Origin of the sequence: Kitasatospora sp. NPDC048722 (assembly GCF_040650235.1) — a bacterium.
GTDB lineage: Bacteria > Actinomycetota > Actinomycetes > Streptomycetales > Streptomycetaceae > Kitasatospora.
Genome location: NZ_JBEZGX010000019.1, coordinates 40,196 through 56,443, shown reverse-complemented (window position 1 = coordinate 56,443; position 16,248 = coordinate 40,196). Strand labels below are relative to the sequence as shown.

At 72.6% G+C, this 16,248-nt stretch carries 15 protein-coding genes; 12 read left to right on the top strand and 3 right to left on the bottom strand.

What is annotated here, in order from left to right:
- The first annotated feature begins 53 nt into the window (after positions 1–53).
- The 4 genes from AB0C76_RS16385 to AB0C76_RS16370 all read left to right on the top strand — a co-directional run bounded on the left by AB0C76_RS16385 (position 54) and on the right by AB0C76_RS16370 (position 5,295).
- Positions 54–1,730: an RICIN domain-containing protein gene (locus AB0C76_RS16385; protein ID WP_359965042.1), complete on the top strand. Its 1,677-nt coding sequence runs from the start codon at positions 54–56 to the stop codon at positions 1,728–1,730.
- Positions 1,731–1,921: 191 nt separating this feature from the next.
- A complete protein-coding gene (locus AB0C76_RS16380; RefSeq protein WP_359965040.1) occupies positions 1,922–3,205 on the top strand; it encodes a hypothetical protein in 1,284 nt (427 codons plus the stop codon).
- Between the two features lie 97 nt (positions 3,206–3,302).
- Positions 3,303–3,791, top strand: a complete 489-nt coding sequence (locus AB0C76_RS16375) for a MarR family transcriptional regulator (RefSeq protein WP_359965038.1) — start codon at positions 3,303–3,305, stop codon at positions 3,789–3,791.
- Positions 3,792–3,885: 94 nt separating this feature from the next.
- The gene (locus AB0C76_RS16370) at positions 3,886–5,295 is read left to right on the top strand and encodes a DHA2 family efflux MFS transporter permease subunit (protein WP_359965036.1); all 1,410 of its coding nucleotides are present in this window, start codon (positions 3,886–3,888) and stop codon (positions 5,293–5,295) included.
- 85 nt (positions 5,296–5,380) lie between these two features.
- On the opposite strand, the gene AB0C76_RS16365 is transcribed toward AB0C76_RS16370, so the two are convergent.
- Complete coding sequence (locus AB0C76_RS16365) at positions 5,381–5,869, bottom strand: hypothetical protein (RefSeq protein ID WP_063348869.1); 489 nt, start codon at positions 5,867–5,869, stop codon at positions 5,381–5,383.
- Between the two features lie 450 nt (positions 5,870–6,319).
- Here AB0C76_RS16365 and hemL point away from each other — a divergent pair, with 450 nt between their 5' ends.
- From hemL to AB0C76_RS16330, 7 genes are all read left to right on the top strand, one after another.
- Positions 6,320–7,648, top strand: a complete 1,329-nt coding sequence (hemL, locus tag AB0C76_RS16360; protein WP_359965034.1) for a glutamate-1-semialdehyde 2,1-aminomutase — start codon at positions 6,320–6,322, stop codon at positions 7,646–7,648.
- 29 nt (positions 7,649–7,677) lie between these two features.
- Complete coding sequence (locus tag AB0C76_RS16355) at positions 7,678–8,361, top strand: histidine phosphatase family protein (protein ID WP_359965032.1); 684 nt, start codon at positions 7,678–7,680, stop codon at positions 8,359–8,361.
- 198 nt (positions 8,362–8,559) lie between these two features.
- Positions 8,560–9,177, top strand: a complete 618-nt coding sequence (locus AB0C76_RS16350; RefSeq protein ID WP_359965030.1) for a TlpA disulfide reductase family protein — start codon at positions 8,560–8,562, stop codon at positions 9,175–9,177.
- Between the two features lie 71 nt (positions 9,178–9,248).
- Positions 9,249–9,962: a cytochrome c biogenesis protein CcdA gene (locus AB0C76_RS16345; RefSeq protein WP_359965181.1), complete on the top strand. Its 714-nt coding sequence runs from the start codon at positions 9,249–9,251 to the stop codon at positions 9,960–9,962.
- A gap of 2 nt (positions 9,963–9,964) precedes the next feature.
- Positions 9,965–11,692, top strand: a complete 1,728-nt coding sequence (locus AB0C76_RS16340; RefSeq protein ID WP_359965028.1) for a cytochrome c biogenesis protein ResB — start codon at positions 9,965–9,967, stop codon at positions 11,690–11,692.
- Positions 11,693–11,695: 3 nt separating this feature from the next.
- Complete coding sequence (ccsB, locus tag AB0C76_RS16335) at positions 11,696–12,892, top strand: c-type cytochrome biogenesis protein CcsB (protein WP_359965026.1); 1,197 nt, start codon at positions 11,696–11,698, stop codon at positions 12,890–12,892.
- A gap of 125 nt (positions 12,893–13,017) precedes the next feature.
- Complete coding sequence (locus AB0C76_RS16330) at positions 13,018–13,422, top strand: hypothetical protein (RefSeq protein WP_329929021.1); 405 nt, start codon at positions 13,018–13,020, stop codon at positions 13,420–13,422.
- A gap of 10 nt (positions 13,423–13,432) precedes the next feature.
- Here the strand turns inward: AB0C76_RS16330 and AB0C76_RS16325 are convergent, their stop codons facing one another.
- Positions 13,433–14,506: a ScbA/BarX family gamma-butyrolactone biosynthesis protein gene (locus tag AB0C76_RS16325; protein WP_359965024.1), complete on the bottom strand. Its 1,074-nt coding sequence runs from the start codon at positions 14,504–14,506 to the stop codon at positions 13,433–13,435.
- A 354-nt stretch (positions 14,507–14,860) separates the two neighbouring features.
- On the opposite strand from AB0C76_RS16325, the gene AB0C76_RS16320 reads away from it, so the two are divergent.
- Positions 14,861–15,487, top strand: coding sequence for a ScbR family autoregulator-binding transcription factor (locus AB0C76_RS16320; RefSeq protein WP_359965022.1), 627 nt, complete (start codon positions 14,861–14,863; stop codon positions 15,485–15,487).
- Positions 15,488–15,526: 39 nt separating this feature from the next.
- Here the strand turns inward: AB0C76_RS16320 and AB0C76_RS16315 are convergent, their stop codons facing one another.
- Entirely contained in the window at positions 15,527–16,153 is a 627-nt protein-coding gene (locus AB0C76_RS16315) for a ScbR family autoregulator-binding transcription factor (RefSeq protein ID WP_359965020.1), read from the bottom strand.
- Between the last annotated feature and the right edge of the window lie 95 nt (positions 16,154–16,248).

Sequence of the window (16,248 nt, the reverse complement as noted above, 5' to 3'; positions counted from 1 at the left end):
CGCCGCTCGGCGCCTCCGGCCGGGCGGTCCCCACCCCCCGCAAGGAGTCGCGTGTGATCAGGTCACGACTGTCGGCGGCGCGCAGAACCCGGACGGTTGCGCGCCGCTCCCCGTACGGCGCACTTCTCGCCGTGAGCGCCCTCGTCGCCACCCTCGGCCTGGCCGGCGCACCCGCCGCCCTCGCCGACCAGACCCCCGCGGCCGACGGCGCCCGCCCGGCCGCGATCGTCGCCCTCGGCGACAGCGCCATCTCCGGGGAGGGCGCCGGCACCGACACCGGCGACGGTTACTTCCCGGACACCGACACCCCCACCAACTACTGCCACCGGCACCCGAAGTCGGAGATATTCGTCACCGACATCCCCGGCGTGACCCCGATCGACCTCGCCTGCTCCGGCGCCCAGACCGGTGACCTGGTCAGCGACCCGGAGCTGGCCAAGATCACCGGCGGCGGCAGCGGCGACTTCGGCGAGCCCAAACAGGACGTCAAACTCGCCGACGCGGCGAGCAAGTACGACGTCAAGATGGTCGTCGTCACGATCGGCGCCAACGACGACTTCGACTTCAGCGGGATCATGATGCACTGCCTCGCGCAGTACTTCCCGATCCCGAAGAGCCAGGGCTGCCGCGACACCATCGGCAGCGCCGACATCGCCCAGCAGGCCAAGCGCGTCCAGCCCAAGGTCGTCGCCGCGCTGCAGAACATCCGTCAGACCATGCGCCGGGCCGGCTACGCGGACTCCTCGTACCAGCTGGTCTACCAGTCGTACTTCAACCCGATCACGCCGGACATCCGGCGCAACGACTACCTCGGAAAGATCGCCGACGGCTGCCCGGCCTTCCCCGAGGACCTGGCCTGGGGTCACAACTGGGTGGTGCCGACGTTCAGCGACGCGCTCCGCTCGGCGGCCGAACAGGTGCCCGGCGTGCGGTACCTGGACCAGCGGCGGGTCGCCTTCGGGCACGAGGTCTGCGCCGAGTGGACCAGCTCCCCGTACGAGTACAGCAACGGGGACGTCATCAACCTCTCCGAGTGGGCGCGCAACGGCTGCGACTCTCAGATCGGCATCCCCGGCCTGTGCATGAACATGGTCCGCCAGTCGTACCACCTGCGGGTCGCCGGCTACCGCGGCGAGGGCGTCTGCCTCGGCCAGTTCTTCGCCCGGCCCGACCAGACGGAGGCCTACTGCACGCTCAACCAGCAGAACACCACGGCCATCCAGCCGCTCACCCCCGGGCAGCCCTTCGGTGACGGCCCCGAGGACGGTGCCTGGTACCAGCTGACCAACGCGGCCACCGGCAACGCGCTCGACCTCACCGGCGGCGGCACCTACGGCGACGCGACCAACGGCCGCGCCGCGATCAGCTACCCGGCCACGGGCGGGCTCAACCAGTCGTTCGTCCTGGAGGCGAAGGCGGGCGGCAGCTACGAGCTCGACTTCAGCGGCAACCGGGGCATGTGCCTGGACGCCAACGCCGCGTCCGTCGCCGTCGGCACCCGGATCCAGCAGTGGGGCTGCAACGGCGGCGGCAACCAGCACTGGGTGTTCAAACCGGCCGGCGGCGGCCGGTACACGGTCGCCGACTCCCAGGACCAGGGCAAGGTGCTCACCGCGGGCGGCGGCCACGACGCGCAGGGCAACCCTCTCGTCGTGCTCGCGGCCGACACCGGCGCCGCCGACCAGCTCTGGCAGCTCACCAAGCTCGGCATCGTCTACCTCCACGGCTGACACCGCCGCGCCCCCGGGCCCGCCGCCGTCCGTCCTCGTGACGGGCGGCGGCGGACCCGCCGTTGCGGTGGTGCCCGCGCGGTTGCGCCCCCGCCGCCCCGGGCCGGGCGGGGCCGGTGTCGTAGGCTCACTCGACGTCGCCGCGTTCGCCGGCGCGCCGACCACGAGCCGGGCGGGGAGAGCCACAGCAGATGAGCACGGCATCGAGCACCGAGTCGTCCAGCGCCGAACCCGGCGCCCCGACGCCTTTGGTGACGACGGACGAACGGCCGGAGCGGGAGCGCACCGCCCCGGGCCGCTTCGGCGCCCTGATGGACCGCTTCGCACCCGCGCTCGGCGCGTACGCCGTGGTCAAGGCCACCGGCCTGACCGTCTTCATGATGCTGCTGGCCCACACCGGGGACTACCTCAAGAAGGACCCGGGCCGCGGCGGCGGCGCCCAGCCCTGGGACGTGCTCGGCACCTGGGACGGCATCTGGTACCAGCGGATCGCCGAGAACGGCTACGACCCGCAACTGCTCCCGCTGCACGGCTTCCCGCTGGCGAGCTACTACGAGAACTCGGCGGCCTTCTTCCCGCTCTACCCGTGGCTGATGCGGCTGGTCGGCGCGGTCACCGGACTCGGTCCGTACGGCTCCGGCATCGTCGTGTCGGTGCTCGCCTCGTTCGTCGCGGCGGCCGGCATCTTCGCGGTCGCCGAGCGGCTCGGCGGCTGGCGGGCGGGCGTGATCGCCGCGGTGCTCTGGGGCCTGTTCCCGGGCTCCGGCGTCGAGTGGGCGGTCTACTCGGACTCGCTGTTCGTCGCCCTGTCCGCCTGGGCCTGCTACTGCGTGATGACCCGCCGCTGGGTCGCAGCCGGGCTGCTGACCCTGGCCGCCGGCCTCAACCGCCCGACCGCCGCCGCCCTGATCGCCGCCGTCTCGGTCGCCGCCCTGGTCGCGCTCGTCCGGCGCACCGACGGCGTCCGCCGCCCGCTCTTCGCGATGCTGATCACGCCGTGGGGCCTGATCTGGTACGTCGCCTGGGTCGGCTACCGGATGGGGGACTGGGGCGGCTACTTCAAGCTCCAGCGCGGCGCCTGGAACCGCTACTTCGACTGGGGCGCCTCCACCTTCCGCACGGTCCTGGACGTGGTCACCGGGCACTGGAACTTCTGGCAGTCCAACCCGGCCCCCGACCTGATCGCGATCGCGCTGCTGATCGCCCTGCCCGGCCTGCTGGTGCTGCTGCTGCGGCTGCGCCCGCCGCTGGTCCTGGTGATCTACACGCTGCTGACCATCTTCACCGCGCTGAGCAGCAACCAGATCTTCGACAACATCTCGCGCTACCTGCTGCCGGCCTTCCCGCTCTGCATCGGCCTCGCGGTCGCGCTGCGCCGGGTGCGGACGCCCTCGCTGATCGGGCTGTTCGCGATGCCCGCGGTCGCGGCGGGCTGGTACGCCGGGTACGCGTTGTTCGAGCTCGGCATCCCGTAGACCGTCCCGCGCCGGGCCGGTTCGTGTGCGACGGCACGCCGGTTGGTTGGCTACGGGATCATCTGCCGACGGACGGCACGTTGCTAACCTCGGACGCATGACGACGACCCCGCCCGTGCGGCAGATCCGCGACATCTCCGGCCTGCTGGACCACGCGAGCCACGTCCTGGCGACCCGGATGGCGTCGGCCTTCACCGAGCTCGGGATCACCCCCCGCGCGTACTGCGTGCTGTTCCACGCGCAGGAGGCGGAGCGCACCCAGATCCAGCTCGCCGAGCTGGCCGACCTGGACAAGACGACCATGGTGGTCACCGTCGACGAGCTGGAGAAGGCGGGCCTGGCCGAGCGCCGCCCGTCCGCCACCGACCGCCGGGCCCGGATCATCTCGGTCACCGAGGCGGGCGAGCGCGCCGTCGAGCAGGGCACGGAGATCGCCGACCGGGTGCACCGCGAGGTCCTGGACGCGCTGCCGGAGCCCGAGCGCGGGGTCTTCGTGTCGGCGCTGACGCGCCTGGTGGACGGCCACTTGGCGGAGCCCGTGGAGAGCGAGCGGACGGTCCGCCGTGCCCGCCGCGCCCGGAGCTGAGAGGCCCGCCGAGAGCTGCTCCCGAGATAGATAGTCCCGAACAAAACAATCTGCTAGCGTCTTACCCGGCACTCGACGAACCGGGAGACCCGCCATGTCCACGCACGCCCCGACCGCGCCCGCTCCGGCGCCCGCGGCCCCCGTCCGTTCCCGCGCACTCGCCCTCGCGGTGCTCTGCGCGGGGATGCTGATGATCGTCCTGGACGGCTCGATCGTCACCGTGGCGCTGCCCGCCATCCGGGACGACCTGCACTTCTCGCCCGCCGGCCTGACCTGGACGGTCAACGCCTACCTGATCGCCTTCGGCGGCCTGCTCCTGCTCGCCGGCCGCCTGGGCGACCTCGTCGGCCGCAAGCGCGTCTTCGTCGCCGGGCTCACCGTCTTCACCGCCGCGTCGCTGCTCTGCGCCCTCGCCCCCGGCCAGGGCGCGCTGGTCGCCGCCCGCTTCCTCCAGGGCGTCGGCGGCGCGATGGCCTCGGCCGTCAGCCTCGGCATGATCGTCACGCTCTTCCCCGAGCCCCGCGAACGCGGCCGGGCCATCGGCGCGTTCAGCTTCGTCGGCGCGGCCGGCGCCTCCATCGGCCAGGTGCTCGGCGGCGTGCTCACCCAGGCGCTCAGCTGGCACTGGATCTTCCTGATCAACCTGCCGCTCGGCCTGGCCGCCGCCCTGCTCGCCGTCCGCGTGCTGGCGGCCGACGGCGGCCCCGGCCTGCGGGCCGGCGCCGACGGGCTCGGCGCCGCGCTGATCACCGCCGCCCTGATGCTCGGCATCTACGCCATCGTCGGCACCGGTGAGCACGGCTGGGCCTCCGCCCGCACCCTCGGCCTCGGCGCGCTCTCGCTCGCCCTGCTGGCCGGCTTCCTGCTCCGCCAGTCCCGTGCCGCCCAACCCCTGCTGCCGCTGCGGACGTTCCGTTCGCGGAACGTCTCCGGCGCCAACGCCGTCCAACTGCTCATGGTCTCCGGACTGTTCGGCTTCCAGATCCTGATCGCGCTCTACCTGCAGAACGTCCGCGGCTACGGCGCCGCCGCCACCGGCCTCGCGATGCTCCCCGCCGCACTCGCCATCGGCACCGTCTCGCTGGCGCTCTCCGCCCGTCTCAACGCCCGCTACGGCGAACGCCCGGTGCTGCTGACCGGTCTCGTCCTGCTGCTCGCCGCCCTCGCGCTGCTCACCCGGCTGCCCGCCGACGCGGACTACGTCCTCGACCTGCTCCCGACGATGCTGCTCGCGGCCGGCTTCGGCCTCGCGATCTCGGCCCTCACCGTGCTGGGGATGTCCGGCGCCGGGCCGGCCGACGCGGGCACCGCCTCCGGGCTCTTCAACACCACCCAGCAGGTCGGCGGCGCACTCGGCGTCGCCGTCCTCACCACCCTCGCCGGGCGCCCCTCGGACTCACCCGTCGGGGGCTTCCACGTCGCCTTCGCGGTGGCCGCCGGCCTGCTGGCGCTCGCCACGCTGCTCGCCGCACTGGTGTTCCGCCCCGCCGGGGCGGAGCGGTGACGATCCGTCAAACACCTTCGCCCCGAGGCCGGTTCGGCCGTCGGGGCGTTCGGTCCGGCGGATCTGCCGGTCCGTCCGGTCGTGGTTACGGCCAGACCAGGCAGTACAGCTGGTGGCCGGCCTCGTGCAGGCGGTTGGCGAAGTCCTGCCACTCGTGCAGCATGCTGTAGATCACGAAGGCGTCGCGCGGGCCCCGGCGGTCGGGCACGGTGGACCAGATGAAGGCCGCCGCGCCGAGCTCGGTCTCGTCGGCCTTGCGCAGCGGTTCGACGACGTTCTGCGGGAGCTGGACGACGGCGTAGTCGGGGTGCAGCACGACGAGTTCCAGCGGCGGGACCTGGTGCAGCGGGACGCCCTGGATGCCGGTGAGGACCATGGCGCTCATGGTCTCCGGCTTGATCTTGGTGGAGAGGTGCCCGTTGGGGGATCCGCTGGTCTCCATCAGGTCGCCGAGGCGCCCCAGCGAGCCCAGCTCGCCCGCGTCCAGGCCGAGTCCGCCCGGGCCGAGCGCGGTGGGGACTCTGGCGGCGGTCGCGCGGTCGGGTGCGCCGAAGTACTTGTACGTCACCCCCACGCGTCCCTCACCCCGCCTCTCGCCGCCGCGGCGACCGCGTCCCGTCCCCGCTCCCGTACCCCCGCGTGCGGCCTCGGCGGGCCTGCGGGAACCCCCCGCGGCCTCGTCGTAGCCGTCCTGCGCCTCGGACACTCGGACCATCCTCACCGGAATTCGCCGGAATCGACAGACCCCCGCACGCCCGGCGTCCCTCCGGACGTGCTCCTTACCCGTCATGCGCCGCCGTACCCACTCGCGGGCCCTACCCACTCGCGGAAGGCGGCAGTCCTCTCCACACCCCTGCACACAACCGGAGCGCCTGCGCACTCTGAGTGCACAGTCTGACTGGTCCGCACCGCGGAGCAGTCAGCGGCCCCGTCTCTACGGACAACCGTACAGACAACGGTGCCCGGATCATCGTTCCAGATGATCGGGTCCGACATGCAGAGGTCAAGGACACGATTTGAGACCATGTCTCCCGTGAGCTACCCCTACGAAGCCCCCCAGTCCCAGTCGCTGTTCGACCGCGCGTCGGTCGTCACGCCCGGCGGCGTCAACTCCCCGGTGCGCGCCTTCCGCGCGGTCGGCGGCACGCCGCGCTTCATGGTGTCCGGAACCGGCCCCTACCTCACCGACGCCGACGGCCGCGAGTACGTCGACCTGGTGTGCTCGTGGGGCCCGATGATCCTCGGCCACGCGCACCCCGCGGTGATCGACGCCGTGCAGGCGGCGGTCACCCGCGGCACGTCCTTCGGCACGCCCGGCCAGGGCGAGGTCGAGCTCGCCGAGGAGATCGTCGCGCGGATCGCCCCGGTCGAGCAGGTCCGGCTGGTCTCCTCGGGCACCGAGGCCACCATGTCCGCGATCCGGCTGGCCCGAGGCTTCACCGGCCGGGCGAAGGTCGTGAAGTTCGCGGGCTGCTACCACGGTCACGTGGACGCGCTGCTGGCCGCCGCCGGTTCCGGCGTCGCCACCTTCGGTCTGCCGGACACGCCGGGCGTCACCGGCGCCCAGGCCGGCGACACCATCGTGCTGCCCTACAACGACCTCGCCGCGGTCGAGCAGGCCTTCGCCGCGCACCCGGGCGAGATCGCCTGCGTGATCACCGAGGCCTCGCCCGGCAACATGGGCGTCGTCCCGCCGCTGCCCGGCTTCAACGCCGGCCTGGCCCGCCTCTGCCGCGACAACGGCGCGCTGTTCATCTCCGACGAGGTGATGACCGGCTTCCGCGTCTCCAAGGCCGGCTGGTACGGCCTGGAGGCCGCGCACGAGGGCTGGGCGCCGGACCTGCTCACCTTCGGCAAGGTCATGGGCGGCGGCTTCCCGGCCGCGGCCTTCGGAGGCCGCGCCGACGTGATGGCGCACCTGGCCCCGGCCGGCCCGGTCTACCAGGCCGGCACCCTCTCCGGTAACCCGGTCGCCACCGCCGCCGGCCTCGCCCAGCTGCGCGGCTGCACCGACGAGGTCTACGCGACGGTGGACCGGGTCGCCGCCGAGGTCTCCGGCCTGGTCACCGAGGCGCTCGCCAAGGAGGGCGTGGCGCACCGGCTGCAGACCGCCGGGAACATGTTCTCGGTGTTCTTCACCGAGGCGGCGGTCACCAACTACGACGAGGCCAGGACCCAGGAGGCGTACCGTTTCACCGCTTTCTTCCACGCGATGCTCGCCGAGGGCGTCTACCTGCCGCCGTCCGCCTTCGAGTCCTGGTTCGTCTCGGCGTCCCACGACGAGCGGGCGATCGAGCGGATCGCCGCCGCCCTGCCGGCCGCCGCGCGCGCGGCCGCCGCGGCCACGGCCTAGTCCATCCCGAGCCCCAGGAGTCTTGAGAAGTGAGTGCCGAAGAGATCACCGTCGTCCACCTGATGCGGCACGGTGAGGTGCACAACCCGGAGGGCGTCCTGTACGGCCGCCTGCCGGACTACCACCTGTCCGAGCTGGGCCGGCGGATGGCCGACCGGGTCGCCGAGGACCTGGCCGGACGGGACATCACCCACGTGGTGGCGTCCCCGCTGGAGCGGGCGCAGGAGACCGCCGAGCCGATCGCCAAGGCGCACGGCCTGGAGGTCGCGGCGGACGCGCGGCTGATCGAGGCGGAGAACATCTTCGAGGGCAAGACCTTCGGCGTCGGTGACGGCTCGCTGCGCAACCCGGGCTACTGGAAGTACCTCACCAACCCGTTCAAGCCCTCCTGGGGCGAGCCGTACCTCGACCAGGTCGTGCGGATGATGGGCGCGCTCGGCGCCGCCCGGGACGCCGCCCGCGGGCACGAGGCGGTCTGCGTCAGCCACCAGCTGCCGATCTGGATCGTCCGCTCCTTCGTCGAGCGCCGCCGGCTCTGGCACGACCCGCGCAACCGGCAGTGCTCGCTGGCCTCGCTGACCAGCTTCACCTTCGAGGGCGACAAGATCGTCTCGGTCGGCTACCGCGAGCCGGCTCGCGACCTGCTGCCCGCGCACCTGGTGGGCAAGGGACGCAAGGGCGACAAGCCGGTGGGCAAGAGCTTCGGCGCCTGAGGCCCCGGGGCCCCGAGGACGACGCGCCCGAGGGCCCGTTCGAGACTCGCCCGAACGTCCTGTAAGCGGGGAGTAAGTAGGGGGCCCGGCCGCCCCAAGATCACTGGGCGACCGGGCCTCGCCGCAGGTCAGAGGGGGTGCGACGCGCAAGGCAGGACCCCCCCGAACCTGCCCGGGACTCCATGCGAAACTTTTCACATGTCTGCCATGGCGCGCCCCCGTCCCCGTGTCGCCGCAGCCGCCGCCGCTACCGCCGCCGCCGCTGCGCTCGTCCTCACCGGCTGCTCCTCGTCGGGTTCGTCGAGCAGCGGTGACGGGCAGCTCGGGTTCGTGACCGTCAAGGGCACCAACATCTCCAAGGCGGAGGCCGGCCACCGCGAGGACGCGCCGGACATCGCGGGGGAGACCCTGGAGGGCAACCAGGTCAAGCTCTCGGACTACCGCGGCAAGGTCGTCGTGCTGAACGTCTGGGGCTCCTGGTGCGGGCCGTGCCGGGGCGAGGCGGACGACCTGGAGCGGGTCTGGCAGAAGTACAAGGACCAGGGGGTCCAGTTCCTCGGCGTCAACACGCGCGACACCGAGAAGGCCAACGCCGTCCGCTTCGAGCAGGAGAAGGGCGTCACCTACCCGAGCATCTTCGACCCGGCCGGCACCCAGCTGCTCAAGTTCCCCAAGGGCAGCCTCAACCCGCAGTCGATCCCGACCACGCTGATCATCGACCGGGACGGCAGGCTCGCCGCCCGCGCCGTCGGCGGCACGGTCGACGACGCCCTCGAGTCGATGCTCCAGCCGGTGGTCGCGGAGCCGAAGCAGTGAGCGCGGAGGCCGCTGGCACCGTCCTGCGGCTCGCCGACAACACAGGGACGCTCCAGAGCGGGGCGCTCCTGATGGCCGCGCCGATCGCGCTGGTGGCGGGGCTGGTCTCGTTCTTCTCGCCGTGCGTGCTGCCGCTCGTCCCCGGCTACCTCTCGTACGTCACCGGCTTCTCGGCCGCCGACCTCGCGGACGCCCGCGGCGCACGGCGCGGCCGGATGCTGCTGGGCGCGACGCTGTTCATCCTCGGTTTCACCGCGGTCTTCGTCTCCGGAGGCGCGCTGTTCGGCCAGTTCGGCGACACCCTGCAGAACCACAAGCGGGTCATCTCGATCGTGCTCGGGGTGCTGACGATCGTGATGGGCCTCGCCTTCATGGGCCTCGTCCCCGGCCTGAGCATGCGCGAGGTGCGTTCGCACCGCCGCCCGGCGGTCGGCCTGCTGGGTGCCCCGATGCTGGGCGTGGTTTTCGGCGTCGGCTGGACGCCCTGCCTCGGCCCGACCCTGGCGACCGTCCAGAACCTGGCCCTGAACCAGGCCGACGCGGCGCGTGGCGCCCTGCTGATGACGTTCTACTGCCTGGGCCTCGGCGTACCGTTCGTCGTGGCCGCAGTGGCCTTCCGACGGGCACTGGGCGCCTTCGGCTGGGTCAAGCGGCACTATCCACTGGTCATGCGGATCGGCGGCGGCATGCTCGTCGCGGTCGGTCTGCTGCTCGTCACCGGGGTCTGGGACTCGTGGGTGACCGAACTGCAGTACCGCACCGCCGACTTCTCGATCGGAATCTGACCGTGAGCAACACCACGACCGACACCGAGCAGCCGCCCCCGGCGCCGGCCGACGCGGAGGCCGAGCGGCTCAGCACCGCCCCGGTCGAGTCCGACGGCCCGGCCGGCATAGGGGTGCTCGGCTGGCTGCGCTGGATGTGGCGCCAGCTGACCTCGATGCGGGTCGCCCTGATCCTGCTCTTCCTGCTGTCGCTGGCCGCCATCCCGGGCTCGCTGATCCCGCAGAACGGCCAGAACCAGTTCAAGGTCGAGACGTGGAAGACGCACCACACCACGGTCGCCCCGATCTACGAGAAGCTCCAGCTGTTCGACGTCTACAGCTCGGTCTGGTTCTCGGCGATCTACATTCTGCTGTTCGTCTCGCTGGCCGGCTGCATCGTGCCGCGCACCTGGCAGTTCGTCGGCGTGCTGCGGGCCCAGCCGCCGGCGGCGCCGCGCAACCTGACCCGGATGCCGGTGTACGCGGCCTGGCGCACCGGGGCGGACGCCGACGTCGTCAGCGCCGCCGCGCACCGCCTGCTGCGCCGGCGCCGGTTCCGGGCGCACCTCGCCGGCGGCGCGGTGGCCGCCGAGAAGGGCTACCTCCGCGAGGTCGGCAACCTGCTGTTCCACCTGTCGCTGTTCGCGCTGCTCGGCGGCTTCGCCTGGGCGAGCCTGGCCAGTGGCACCGGCGGCAAGCTGATGGTCGAGGGCGACGGTTACTCCAACACCATCACCCAGCTCGACGACTTCACCGGCTCGGCCTTCTACACCAGTGACGACCTGGACCCCTTCTTCCTCAAGCTGAAGGGCTTCACGGCCAAGTTCCAGGACCAGGGCGACCAGATCGGCGCGGCACGGCAGTTCACCGCGAACGTCGAGTACTACGCGGGCGACGACGCCACGAAGCTCAAGCAGGGCACGATCGAGGTCAACCACCCGCTGGAGATCGGCGGTTCGAAGGTCTACCTGATCGGCCACGGCTACGCCCCGGTCATCACCGTGCGCAACGCCAAGGGCGAGGTCGTCTACACGGGCGCGACGGCGTTCCTGCCGCAGGACGCCAACATGACGTCGACCGGCGTCGTGAAGGTCTCCGACTACGGCGCGGGCCCCGACGGCCGGAAGACCCAGCTGGGCTTCTCCGGCTTCTTCCTGCCGACCGCCCCGCTGAGCTTCGAGGGCACCGGCCCGATCTCGCTCTTCCCCGGTGACGCCGCGCCGGAGCTGGTCCTGAACGCCTTCCGCGGCGACCTGGGCACCGACTCGGGCCTGCCCCAGAACGTGTACGAGCTGAACACCAAGAACATGAAGCAGCTGATGCTCGACGACCAGCCGGCCAAGGCGCTGCTGAAGCCCGGCCAGGGCTGGACCCTCCCGGACGGCTACGGCAGCGTCACGTTCGAGGGCTACAAGCAGTGGGCCAGCTTCAACGTCTCGCACCGCCCGGGCAACTCGATCGCCCTGACCGGCGCGGTCCTGGCGATCCTCGGCCTGATCGGCTCGCTGTTCGTGCAGCGCCGCCGGATCTGGGTGCGGGCGGTCGCCCTGCCGGAGGGCGGCACCCTGGTCGAGCTGGCCGGCCTGGCCCGCAGCGAGTCGGCGAAGATCGCCGAGGAGCTGGCCGAACTCGCGGTGGACCTCCAGGACGACGCCCCGGCGTCCGAGGAGGACGAGGACGACGAACCCGACCGGGAACCGGAAGCACCCGCGGACCCCACAGCCCCTGCCGACCAGAACTCCAAGGAGTAGACGGTGCATCTCGCCTCGGGGGTCGACCCACAGCTGGCCGACCTCTCCAACAAGCTGATCTATTCGGCGATGGCGGTCTACACGATCGCCATGTTCGCCCACATGTTCGAGTGGACGTTCGGCAGCAAGGGTGCCGTCGCCGTCCGCTCGAAGGAGCAGTCGGGCAGCCTGGCCGAGACCGTCGCCGCGGCGGGGAACCAGACGGCCAAGGCCGCGAAGAAGGTCACCGTCACCGTGGCCGGCGCGGGCGGCGGCACCACCACGCTCACCCGCACCGCCCTGGCGGGCGAGGGCGCCACGGTGGTCACCAGCGGCCGCGGCGACGACGAGGTGGACGGCCCCGGCGCGGCCGGCAGCAGCGAGAAGGCCGACATGGCCGGCCGCATCGCGGTCTCGCTGACCGTCCTGGCGGCGCTGCTGCACGTGGGCGGCGTGGTCACCCGCGGCCTGTCGGTGTCCCGCTGGCCGTGGGGCAACATGTACGAGTTCTCCTGCGCGTTCGCGCTGGCCATGACGGCCGCGTACCTGGTCCTGCTGGCGGCGAAGAGGAACGTGCGCTGGCTCGGCCTGCCGGTCACCGTCGCGGTGCTGCTGACGCTCGGCATCGCCACCACCGTGCTCTACACGGACTCCGAGCAGCTCGTCCCCGCGCTGCACTCGTACTGGCTGGCGATCCACGTCTCCACCGCGATCTTCTGCGGCGGTGCCTTCTACGCGGCCTTCATCGCCACGCTGCTGTACCTGTTCCAGGACTCCTACCACCGCCGGGTCGAGGCCGGGCTGTACGAGTACCTGAAGCCGGGCGCCGCCCGCACGGCCGGCAAGCAGCAGAGCGACGTCCGCACCGGCCTGGCCCGCGTCCGGGTCTCGGTCTGCAACCGCCTGCCCGCCGCGTCGACGCTCGACAAGCTGTCGTACCGGATCAACGCCCTGGTCTTCCCGCTGTGGACCTTCACCATCATCGCGGGCGCGATCTGGGCCGAGGCGGCCTGGGGCAAGTACTGGGAGTGGGACCCGAAGGAGACCTGGTCGTTCATCACGTGGGTGGCCTACGCCTGCTACCTGCACGCCCGTGCGACGGCCGGCTGGAAGGGCCGCAAGGCGGCCTACCTGGCGCTGGCGGCCTTCGCCTGCTGGCTCTTCAACTACTACGGCGTGAACATCTTCGTCACCGGCAAGCACTCGTACGCGGGTATCTGACCGGAGCGGAACACACCCACCGGCCCGGCGCTCCACGGTTGGAAGCCGGGCCGAGGTGCGACAGGGGTAGTTCGTGCCGGCCGCCCAGTGCCGGTACGGGGAGGAACTGAGGAGGAAATCGCGCAATGGAGTGCGACGAGGTCATGCTGACCGTCCGAATCACCGCCGCAGAGCGCACACTGCTCCGTCGGCTCGCCCAGGGACACCGCAGCGACGTGTCCGAAGTGGTCGCCGACGGGCTGCTGGACATCATCCCCACGATCAGCTCGCCGTCCGACGCCTACCGGCTGCTGGGCGCCCTCACGGCGCCCGCGCCGTGCGCGCTGACGGTCTGGCTGCCGACCGCGCTGGCCGACCTGCTGGTGCCGGGCGCGGCGAGACTGGCCCAGGTGACGGGCATCCGGGTCGAGTCGGCCAGTGCCATGCTGGGCGCCGCACTGCGGCTCTGGCTGGCCCAGGACCCGGTCCGGCTGGCCGCCAACCTGAGCGTGATGCACGCCGGCCGCCCGTCCGCGCTCGTCGCGGCGTAGGGCGGCGGGCTCAGCAGGCCAGCGGCAGCCCGGTGCCGCCGAGGTCCGGCGCGGTGGGGCGGCCGTCGAAGCCGTCCCGCCGGGCCGAGGGGACGCACGGGCCGTCCGCCGGGCCGCTCAGCGGGCCGTCCAGCGGCTCGGTGAGCAGCCGGCAGTCCGCCGCCGTCCGGCCGTCCTGGATCAGCAGGACCCGGACGGGCACCCGGCGGCCGTCCGGCGCCCCCTCGCGGACGGCGCGGACGAGGCAGGGCCGGTCCAGCTCGATGTAGCGGTCGAACGAGGACACCAGCTCGACCGGGGCGACCGGTTCGGGGTGCCGGAGCCGCTGGGCGGCCTGCCGGGCGGCCTCCAGCACCAGCATCCCGGGCACGTGGTCGAGCGTGTGGTCGAACAGCACCGGGTGCGCGGCGTCCGTCCGCAGCACCCAGCTGTCGGGCAGCAGGGTCGGGCTGAGCACGACGTCGGAGGGGTGCGAGCGGCCGACCAGTTCGGGAGTGGTGGGCGGGCCGGGGCGGACGGGCGCGACGCCGCGCCGCGCCGGGCCGCGCAGCCGCGCGTAGGAGGCGGGGGAGATCACCCGCAGCTGCCCCGAGCCGCGCCCGACCGTCCGGCCGCCCCGGGTGATCTCGGCGTGCATCCGCAGGGAGGCGAGCCGGCCGCCGCGCATCCGGACGTCCTCGCAGACGGCGTCGAGCATCAGCGAGGCGGGTTCGGCGGTGACGGCGAGGCCGGCCAGCCCGGCCGCGCCGAGCGAGTAGTCGAGGTCGTCCATCGCGAAGTGGTGGCCCTTGGGCACGCCGAAGCCCACGTGCCCGATCAGCAGCCCGGCCTGCCGGACGGTCTCGGCCATCAGCACCGGGTCGTGGTGGCGGTCGCCGAGCAGCCGGTAGAAGCCGTGCATCCGGGGCCACTGGGCGCCGATCCGGAACTCGTACGGGCCGGCCGCCTGCCAGCCGGTGAGGAACACCTCGGACACCGAGGTGCGGTGGACGAGGTGGCGGGAGACGGTCCGTTCGTGGAAGTCGTAGCCGGTGGCGGGGTGGGCGTAGGGGTCGCGGGCATCCGGCTCTACGATCAGTGGCATGACGGTCCCCACTCCAGGGTGTCGGTCGAGCGGCCGGTGCGGACGCTTGGCAAGCAAAACATACAGACCACCCGGTTTGTGAGTCGCGTTCGGGGTCGCCCCCGTCGGGCGGCCCGACGGGGCCACGCTACCGGGCCTCTGGACTGCGGTAATGCCTGGCGTCCGGCACCCAGGACCTTGGGCGGGGGTGCCTCCCCGCTGGACGGCGGGGTTGGCCGAGGCGGTAGATTAGATACCAACCATGCGGTTTAGGTCACGTCCGTCCGCATGCGAGGCGTCGCACCCCACCTCGGCGGCGCCCTGACACCAGCCGGGCGGCGGGGGCCGCGGCCGGTCTAGTCCGGAGGGGCCTCAGTGGTCAAGCAGGAACGCGCGGGGCGGACCAGGCAGGCCGTGCTGCTCGCCGCGGCGAGCACGTTCGCGGACGTGGGCTTCGAGTCGGCGAGCCTGGTCGACATCAGCCGCCGGGCCGGCGTCAGCAAGGGCGCCCTGTACTTCCACTTCGTCTCCAAGCAGGCCCTCGCCGACGGCGTGCGCGCCGCGGCGGGCCGGGAGATCGGCTCGGCCGCGCTGCGCGCCCTGCGCGCCGGCGGGCCCGCCGTCCAGGACCTCGTCGACCTCTCGCACGAACTCGCCCGGTTGCTGCGCGAGGACGTGGTGGTCCGGGCCGGCGTCCAGCTCGGCCGGGCCGGTCACGGTCCGCGCCGGGAGCACGGCGACCCGTCCGGCTCGGGCGCGGCCTGGCGCAGCTTCACCGCCGTCGTCCACCGCCTGCTCGGCCGCGCCGCCGAGGCCGGCGAACTGCGCCCCGGCATCGACCGCTGGGCCGCCGCCGAACTGCTCACGACGCTCGCGGCCGGCCTGGTCCTGCTCGCCGCCGAGGACACCGCCCGGCTCGGCCCGGAGGCCGTCCGCGGGACCTGGGCGGCCGCGCTGCCCGCCCTGGTGGACGCCGGCCGCTGCGCCGCCTACCGGCTCTGACACCGGCCGGCCTCGGGGCCCGGCGGGCCTCCGGACGCGTCAGGAAACGGCCGGGACGCGCTCGACGACGCTCAGCCTGGCCAGCGCGTGCGGCTGGACGAGACCGGGCAGCAGCAGCGTCCAGAGGTCGGCGATCCGTTCGATGAGGTCCTGCCGGTCGGTCAGCACCTGGGAGCTCAGCTGGATGCCGGTGACGGCCCCCTGCATCACCAGGGCCGCGCCGCGCAGGTCGATCCCCGGGTGCAGCTCCCCGGCCTCCTGCGCGCGCTCCAGCAACTCCCGCGTCGCGTCCGACCAGCCCTGGTAGGCCGCGACCTGGGGCTGGGTGAAGCTGCCGTGCTCGATCGTCAGACGGATGCTGCCGCGCACCAGGACGTCGTCCTGGAGGGCGCGGGCGAACGCGTACGACAGGTCGATCACGGTCTGCATCGGGCTGTCGGAGGACGGCTCCCAGGTGGCCAGCCACGCACTCTGGCCCTCCAGGATGACGGCGAGCGCCAGCTCCTCCTTGGAGCGGAAGTGGAAGTACAGCGCGCCCTTGGTGACGCCGGCCCGCTCCAGGATGTCCGACATCGTGGCGGCGGCGTAGCCGCGCTCGTCGAACACCTCGGCCGCCGCGAGGAGTACCGCCTGGCGGGTCGCCAGTGCGCGGGCCTGCCTGGCCATCGCAGCCTCCCTGGATAGTTCTGGTACCTCGGCAGCGGCCGATCCTATGGGGGCCGACGGGCGGGCGGGCCGCATACCGTCCAGTAGGTATCCTA

Coding starts and splice junctions, on each gene's coding strand:
- AB0C76_RS16380 (WP_359965040.1), top strand. CDS start 1,922: ATGAGCACGGCATCGAGCACCGAGTCGTCCAGCGCCGAACCCGGCGCC.
- AB0C76_RS16375 (WP_359965038.1), top strand. CDS start 3,303: ATGACGACGACCCCGCCCGTGCGGCAGATCCGCGACATCTCCGGCCTG.
- AB0C76_RS16370 (WP_359965036.1), top strand. CDS start 3,886: ATGTCCACGCACGCCCCGACCGCGCCCGCTCCGGCGCCCGCGGCCCCC.
- hemL (WP_359965034.1), top strand. CDS start 6,320: ATGTCTCCCGTGAGCTACCCCTACGAAGCCCCCCAGTCCCAGTCGCTG.
- AB0C76_RS16350 (WP_359965030.1), top strand. CDS start 8,560: ATGTCTGCCATGGCGCGCCCCCGTCCCCGTGTCGCCGCAGCCGCCGCC.
- AB0C76_RS16345 (WP_359965181.1), top strand. CDS start 9,249: ATGGCCGCGCCGATCGCGCTGGTGGCGGGGCTGGTCTCGTTCTTCTCG.
- AB0C76_RS16330 (WP_329929021.1), top strand. CDS start 13,018: ATGGAGTGCGACGAGGTCATGCTGACCGTCCGAATCACCGCCGCAGAG.
- AB0C76_RS16325 (WP_359965024.1), bottom strand. CDS start 14,506: ATGCCACTGATCGTAGAGCCGGATGCCCGCGACCCCTACGCCCACCCC.
- AB0C76_RS16315 (WP_359965020.1), bottom strand. CDS start 16,153: ATGGCCAGGCAGGCCCGCGCACTGGCGACCCGCCAGGCGGTACTCCTC.